This is a genomic window from Lactobacillus sp., from assembly GCF_051873315.1.
GTDB lineage: Bacteria > Bacillota > Bacilli > Lactobacillales > Lactobacillaceae > Lactobacillus.
The window spans coordinates 1-6,218 of the sequence record NZ_JBJEES010000126.1; the positions used below are offsets into that span (position 1 = coordinate 1).

The 6,218-nt window shown below is 50.9% G+C and carries 5 protein-coding genes, 1 tRNA gene and 1 pseudogene; 6 read left to right on the top strand and 1 reads right to left on the bottom strand.

Going from position 1 to position 6,218, the window contains the following annotated elements; genetic code table 11:
* From ACI32D_RS07320 to ACI32D_RS07335, 4 genes and pseudogenes are all read left to right on the top strand, one after another.
* Positions 1–688 (top strand): annotated as a pseudogene (locus ACI32D_RS07320) (SH3-like domain-containing protein); the annotation flags it as partial.
* Between the two features lie 361 nt (positions 689–1,049).
* A complete protein-coding gene (trpX, locus tag ACI32D_RS07325) occupies positions 1,050–2,030 on the top strand; it encodes a tryptophan ABC transporter substrate-binding protein (protein ID WP_439775929.1) in 981 nt (326 codons plus the stop codon).
* A gap of 18 nt (positions 2,031–2,048) precedes the next feature.
* The gene (locus tag ACI32D_RS07330) at positions 2,049–2,945 is read left to right on the top strand and encodes an ABC transporter permease (RefSeq protein WP_439775930.1); all 897 of its coding nucleotides are present in this window, start codon (positions 2,049–2,051) and stop codon (positions 2,943–2,945) included.
* Positions 2,938–3,702: an ABC transporter ATP-binding protein gene (locus ACI32D_RS07335; protein WP_439775931.1), complete on the top strand. Its 765-nt coding sequence runs from the start codon at positions 2,938–2,940 to the stop codon at positions 3,700–3,702. The genes ACI32D_RS07330 and ACI32D_RS07335 overlap by 8 nt, the downstream gene beginning before the upstream one ends.
* A gap of 72 nt (positions 3,703–3,774) precedes the next feature.
* On the opposite strand, the gene ACI32D_RS07340 is transcribed toward ACI32D_RS07335, so the two are convergent.
* Positions 3,775–3,846: transfer RNA gene (locus ACI32D_RS07340), tRNA-Arg, on the bottom strand.
* A gap of 296 nt (positions 3,847–4,142) precedes the next feature.
* On the opposite strand from ACI32D_RS07340, the gene ACI32D_RS07345 reads away from it, so the two are divergent.
* Both ACI32D_RS07345 and gap read left to right on the top strand, forming a co-directional pair.
* Positions 4,143–5,186, top strand: coding sequence for a sugar-binding domain-containing protein (locus tag ACI32D_RS07345; protein ID WP_439775932.1), 1,044 nt, complete (start codon positions 4,143–4,145; stop codon positions 5,184–5,186).
* Between the two features lie 37 nt (positions 5,187–5,223).
* Positions 5,224–6,218, top strand: a 995-nt coding sequence (gene gap / locus ACI32D_RS07350) for a type I glyceraldehyde-3-phosphate dehydrogenase (protein WP_439775933.1), incomplete at its 3' end; no start/stop codon positions are given.

The following is a 6,218-nucleotide window of genomic DNA, read 5'->3' on the forward strand; positions in this document are numbered from 1 at the left end:
AGCCTTTAACATGAAGAAGCTGAACAAGTACCAGGCCCAGTACCTGTCACCGCGCAGCTACCTTTACAAGAAGCTGAGTTTTAGCAAGTTCAAGACTTACTCCCAAAATGTCAAGGTGAGTCCGTACCTGCGCCTGGGCCACGGCCAGTCCCTGGGGGCAAGCGCAAAGTACATCTATGTTCTGGCCAACGAAAACAAGCTGCCGGGCGGGGCAAGCAATGGCTTTTACTCTGAAGAAATCCTGCAGCTGAAGAAGAGCGACTTGACTCTCAATAAGGTCTGGACCATCCGGGTTGACGTCGGCACTTCCGGCCGCTACTTCCACAACGCGGCTTTTGTGGGCGACAATACCATGTACGGGGTCTTCCACAATGCAGCTTACGGCCGCTATGAATTCTGGCGCTTGAACCTGGTCAACGACCGTTGGCAGGTCAGCCAGGTAACGGCCAGCCAGAGCCACTTTGTCAAGCAGCAGGCTGGCAATTCTCCAGTCCAAGGCTTCAGCGTGGGCGGCGGCAACATGTACCTGGCCTTCAACAACTTGATCTTCAAGCTGAAGACTGACGGGACTTACCAGAAGACCTGGAAGCATGTCTCCAACCGGGAAATCGAAGGCCTGGCCAGCGATGGCGGCCAGCTTTATGTCCAACTGGCCCAAAGAGGGGAAATTCTTTCCGGCCACTGGTAAAAAGAAATAAAAAATCCCCTTGACAGGGGAAAGGCTTTCCAGTAAGATTAGTTAAAAATAAATTAAATGTTAACCGAGAGGTAAAAAAGATGAACTTTCAAGCAATGGTAAAAGAAAGCTGGCAATTCAAGTAGAGATTGTTTCGCGGGGCGATTCAATCTGTTTTGGCTTGAATTGCTGTCTGAATTGCTGAAAGTTGATCAGGGTCCGGATAGTAAATAATCTATCCGGATTTTTCTTTTTGAGACAGTAAAGGAGGATCCAGGCGGATCCTCCTTTTTATTTTGCTTTCGGTTCGTTTGTTTTTATTTTTCCCTTTGTTTCAAAAAATAGTTTTTGATTTAATTTGCGAGGTAATGGAATGAAAAAGGTGCTCGCGGCCTTTGCCGCAATCTATCTCTTTTTGGCAGCTGCCCTTTTTATCAACATCAAGCCGGCAGCGCAGAAGAGCAAGGAAGTCAGAGTAGGGGTCTTGACCCTGATGCGCCACCCGGCCCTGGACGAAATTTACCGGGGCTACAAGGCGGGCCTGGCCAAGTCGGGCTACAAGGTCAAGATCGACTACCAAAACGCCAACAATGACCAGAGCAATCTGAAGACCATGGCGGAAAAATTAGTCAACAGCCAGGACCAGGTCCTCTTCGGGATTACGACCCCGTCATCTCAAGCCCTGGCCAACGCGACCAAAAAGAAGCCAATCGTCCTGGGGGCAGTGACTGACCCTAAGGGGGCGGGCCTGGTGAAAAACAACAAGCGTCCCGGCGGCAACATCACCGGGGTCAGCGACCGGGCGCCGATCAAGCAGCAGCTCAAGCTGATCCAGCGCTTTTTGCCCAAGCTGAAGACCCTGGGGATCATCTACACCTCAAGCGACAGCTCAGCCGTTTCTGGCTACAAGCAGATCGTCAGCTACTGCAAGCAGATGGGGATCAGCTACAAGGCTTACTCCATTTCCAACAGCAATGACTTGAACCAAGTTTCCCAGCAGATGCTGACCCAGGTTGACGCGGTGATCGTGCCAACTGACAACACGATTGCCGGGGCCATGCAGACCCTGGTTAAAAACGCCAACGCGGCTAAAAAGCCGGTCTTCCCGGCTGCTGGCACCATGGTTAAAGACGGGGGCCTGGCCACCTACAGCGTGGACCAGTACCAGCTGGGCCTGATCGGGGCCAAGATGACTGTCCAGATCTTAAAGGGCAAAAAGCCCGGCGACATGGCCATCCGCTATGTTGAACACGGCACGCCATACCTTAACCTTAAGGAAGCCAAGAAGCTGGGCATCAAGGTTCCGGCCAGCTTCTTAAAAGAAGCCAAGTCCAAGGGGACCATCTACAAGTAATTTGCAAGGAGGATTTTTATGAATTTGATCGTATCGGCAATCGGCCAGGGCTTCTTATGGGGGCTTCTGGGCCTGGGCCTCTTTCTCAGTTTCAGAATCATGAACACCACGGATATGACCGTGGAAGGGACTTTCCCTTTAGGCGCTGCCGTTTCAGTCAGCTTGATCGTGCAGGGGACCAACCCCTTTTTAGCCACTTTGGCCGCCTTTGGGGCCGGAGCTTTAGCTGGCCTGGTCACTGCCCTCTTGATCACCAAGGGCAAGATTCCCAGCCTTTTAGCCGGAATTTTGACCATGACCGGGATTTACTCCATTGACTTGATGGTCATGGGCAAGTCCAATGTCTCCCTTTTGGGCAAAAAGACCATCTATTCTCTGCCATTTTTGCAAAAACTGCCCCAGTACTTTGACAGCGTTGCTGCAGGCACCATCTTGATGGTTCTGGTAACTTGCGCTTTGATCTGGTTCTTGTCAACTGACTTTGGCCAGGCCTTCATCGCCACGGGTGACAACCCGCAGATGGCCAAGTCACAGGGGATCAGCCCCCAGCAGATGACGGTGGCAGGCCTCATGATCTCCAACGGCCTGGTTGGCCTCTGCGGGGCAGTTGTCGCCCAGAGCAACGGCTATGCTGACGTGAACATGGGGATGGGGACGATCGTTATTGCCCTGGCCTCTATTATTATCAGTGAGGTTGTCTTCAGAAACCTGGGCCTGGCCAGCCGCCTTTTCGCGGTGACCCTGGGCAGCATTATCTACCGCCTGCTTTTATTGGCGGTCCTGCAGGTAGGTCTGTCTTCAAACAACTTGAACTTGATTTCTTCACTGGTTCTGGCCGCCTGCATGATGCTGCCGCAAGTTGAAGAAAAACTCCGCCTCAAGCAGACTTTTATGAAAGGACTTAAGCATGACTAGTCAAAATTTACTGGAACTGACCGATTTGGAAGTGGTCGTCGGCCGCGGCACGAGTGAGGAAAACAAGATCCTGGGCAAGCTCAGCCTCAAGATCAAGCCAGGCGACTTTATCTGCCTGCTGGGCGGCAACGGGGCCGGTAAGAGCACCCTGCTCAACGTTTTGGCTGGGGCCATCCAGCCGACAAGCGGGCAGATCCTGCATGCCGGCAAAGACATCAGCAAGGAAAGCGAGGTCAAGCGCAGCAGCTACATCGCCCGGGTCTTCCAGGATCCCAAGATGGGGACGGCGCCCCGGATGACTGTAGCCGAGAATTTGCTTTTGGCGTCAAAAAGAGGGCAGAAGCGGGGACTGAAATTGCGCCGGCTGAAAGAAAACATTCCGGCCTTCAAAAAGGCCCTGGAGAAGGTCAACCCTGACCTGGCCGGCAAGCTGAACCTGCCGGTTGACCAGCTCTCAGGCGGCCAGCGGCAAGCCTTGAGCTTCGTTATGGCAACTTATAACAAGCCGGAGCTCTTGCTGTTAGACGAGCACACCGCGGCTTTAGACCCCAGATCCAGCCGCAAGCTGATGGAGGCAACCGATGAGCAGATTCGGGCTCAAAAGATCACCGCGGTGATGATTACCCACCATATGGAAGATGCCTTGAAGTATGGCAACCGCCTCTTGGTTTTAGACCACGGTCAGATCACCCATGACTACCAAGGCCTGGCCAAGCAGGACCTGACTTTGCAGGATCTAGCCGCTCTCTTTGACTGATAAAGAGAAGGCAAAACAAACAGAAAAAGACAAAAAGAAAACCGCTGCTGAAAAGCAGCGGTTTTAATATGATGGACCCCCTGGGAGTCGAACCCAGATTTCAAGAACCGGAATCTTGCGTGCGATCCATTACACTAAGGGTCCCAATCACAGTTATTAATTATAGCAGAGATTCAGAGAATGGGAAGGGGGAAAAGCAAAAAAATTGTAAAAACTTGTAAAGTATCTGCGAAAAAGGTCAAGAAAGTTATAAAACAGGCTTTTTGCCCGGGCAGGGTCAGAAAAAAACTTGCATACGGAGCGAATTCTGTTATACTAAGAGTGTCGAGAGAGAAATGGAGATTGAAGCGAAGTCTTGTTTCTCTTATATTTTTAAGCAATGTGGGACAGGAAACGACAACAACATGGTCGGAAAACGTCCCACTAGAAGGATGGTTACTTTGAACACGGATTTATCCCTGCTCGAACTGCTTGTTCCCGATGCTTTAAAGATCTTTCGACAAAGATATCTCATCCTTGAACAGGTCAGCCTGCATGCTCCGATCGGCCGCCGGACGGTGGCCAAGCAGCTGGGGCTGAGCGAACGGAACATCCGGACTGAAACTGATTACCTGCGTGACCAGGGTCTGATCGAAATCAAGAATTTCGGGATGTTCTTGACTGAAAAAGGAGAGAGTGTTGTAAAAGATGCAGCACCGATTGTTGATCGACTTTTTAATGCCAGCCAAGCAGAAGTATGGTTGGCTCAGGCTTTAGGAATTGATCGGACAATTATCGTGGCTGGCGACGCGGACCTGCAAAGCCGGGTTTATGACCTGGCGGGCGAAGAGCTGAATTCAGCCTTGAATTTGCTCTTGCCTCTGGCAGACTGCATTGTCACCGTCATGGGTGGCAAGACAATCGCCAAAGTGGCTAAGAAGCTGAACCGCAGCTTGAGTGAGAACCGGAGCTTGATCTTCGTCCCTGGCAGAGGGGCGCTGGGCGGTCGGGTCAACACGGAAAGCAACGCGGTTGTTCAGGAAATGGCCCGGGCGACTGGCGGCAGCTACGAATCCCTCTTTTTACCGGAACATGTTTCCAAGGACGCTTACCGTTCTTTGGTCCGGGATCCGGAAATCAGCGGGGTGCTGCAGGATATCTCCCAAAGCGATGTCGTGATTCATGGCATTGGCCTGGCCAGTGAAATGGCCAGGAGGCGGGGCTACGATTCTGTTGCCCTGGCCCGTCTGCGGGAGAACAAGGCCGTCACCGAATGTTTTGGATGTTTCTTCGATGAAGAAGGCCACGTTGTCGAACGCATCAGACAGGTTGGATTGCAGTTCGAGAACCTAACGAACGTCCCGCATATTCTGGCAATTGCCCTTGGCACGAGAAAGGCCAAGGCTATCAAGGCCTATATGCGCAACGCTCCTCATCAAACCTGGCTTATCACTGATGAGGCAGCCGCAAATCAGATTTTAAACGGGTCTTCCCGCTTAAAATAAAATGTTGTTTATAGTTCTTAAGGAGGACTTTTCGAATATGACAGTTAAGATTGGTATTAACGGTTTTGGCCGTATTGGTCGTTTGGCATTCCGTCGTATCATGGACTTGGGTGAAGAAACCAAGGACATCGAAGTTGTTGCTATCAACGACTTGACTACTCCAGCTATGTTGGCTCACCTGTTGAAGTACGACTCAACTCACGGCACTTTCGACCACGAAGTTTCAGCTACTGAAGACTCACTGGTTGTAGACGGCAAGAAGTACCGCGTATACGCTGAACCACAAGCTCAAAACATTCCTTGGGTTAAGAACGACGGCGTTGACTTCGTTCTTGAATGTACTGGTTTCTACACTAGCAAGGCTAAGTCACAAGCCCACCTTGACGCTGGTGCAAAGCGTGTCTTGATCTCAGCTCCAGCCGGCAACGACTTGAAGACTATCGTTTACTCAGTAAACCAAGACACTTTGACTGCTGACGACACTATCGTTTCAGCTGGTTCATGCACTACCAACTCACTTGCTCCAATGGCTAACGCTTTGAACAAGGAATTCGGTATCGAAGTTGGTACTATGACTACTATCCACGCTTACACTGCAACTCAAAAGGTTTTGGATGGTCCTGACAGAGGCAACAACTTCCGCAACGCTCGTGCCGCTGCTGAAAACATCATTCCTCACTCAACTGGTGCAGCTAAGGCCATCGGTCTGGTATTGCCAGAATTGAACGGCAAGCTTGACGGCCACGCACAACGTGTTCCAGTTAAGGACGGTTCAGAAACTGAACTTGTTACTATCTTGGACAAGAAGGTAACTGCTGAAGAAGTTAACGCAGCTATGAAGAAGTACGAAAGCCCATCATTTGCTTACAACGCAGACCAAATCGTTTCTACTGACGTATTGGGCATGACTGCTGGTTCAATCTTCGACCCAACTCAAACCCAAGTTATCACTGCAGGCGACAAGCAACTTGTTAAGACTGTTGCTTGGTACGACAACGAATACTCATTCACTTGCCAAATGGTTCGTACTTT

Coding starts and splice junctions, on each gene's coding strand:
- ACI32D_RS07335 (WP_439775931.1), top strand. CDS start 2,938: ATGACTAGTCAAAATTTACTGGAACTGACCGATTTGGAAGTGGTCGTC.
- trpX (WP_439775929.1), top strand. CDS start 1,050: ATGAAAAAGGTGCTCGCGGCCTTTGCCGCAATCTATCTCTTTTTGGCA.
- ACI32D_RS07330 (WP_439775930.1), top strand. CDS start 2,049: ATGAATTTGATCGTATCGGCAATCGGCCAGGGCTTCTTATGGGGGCTT.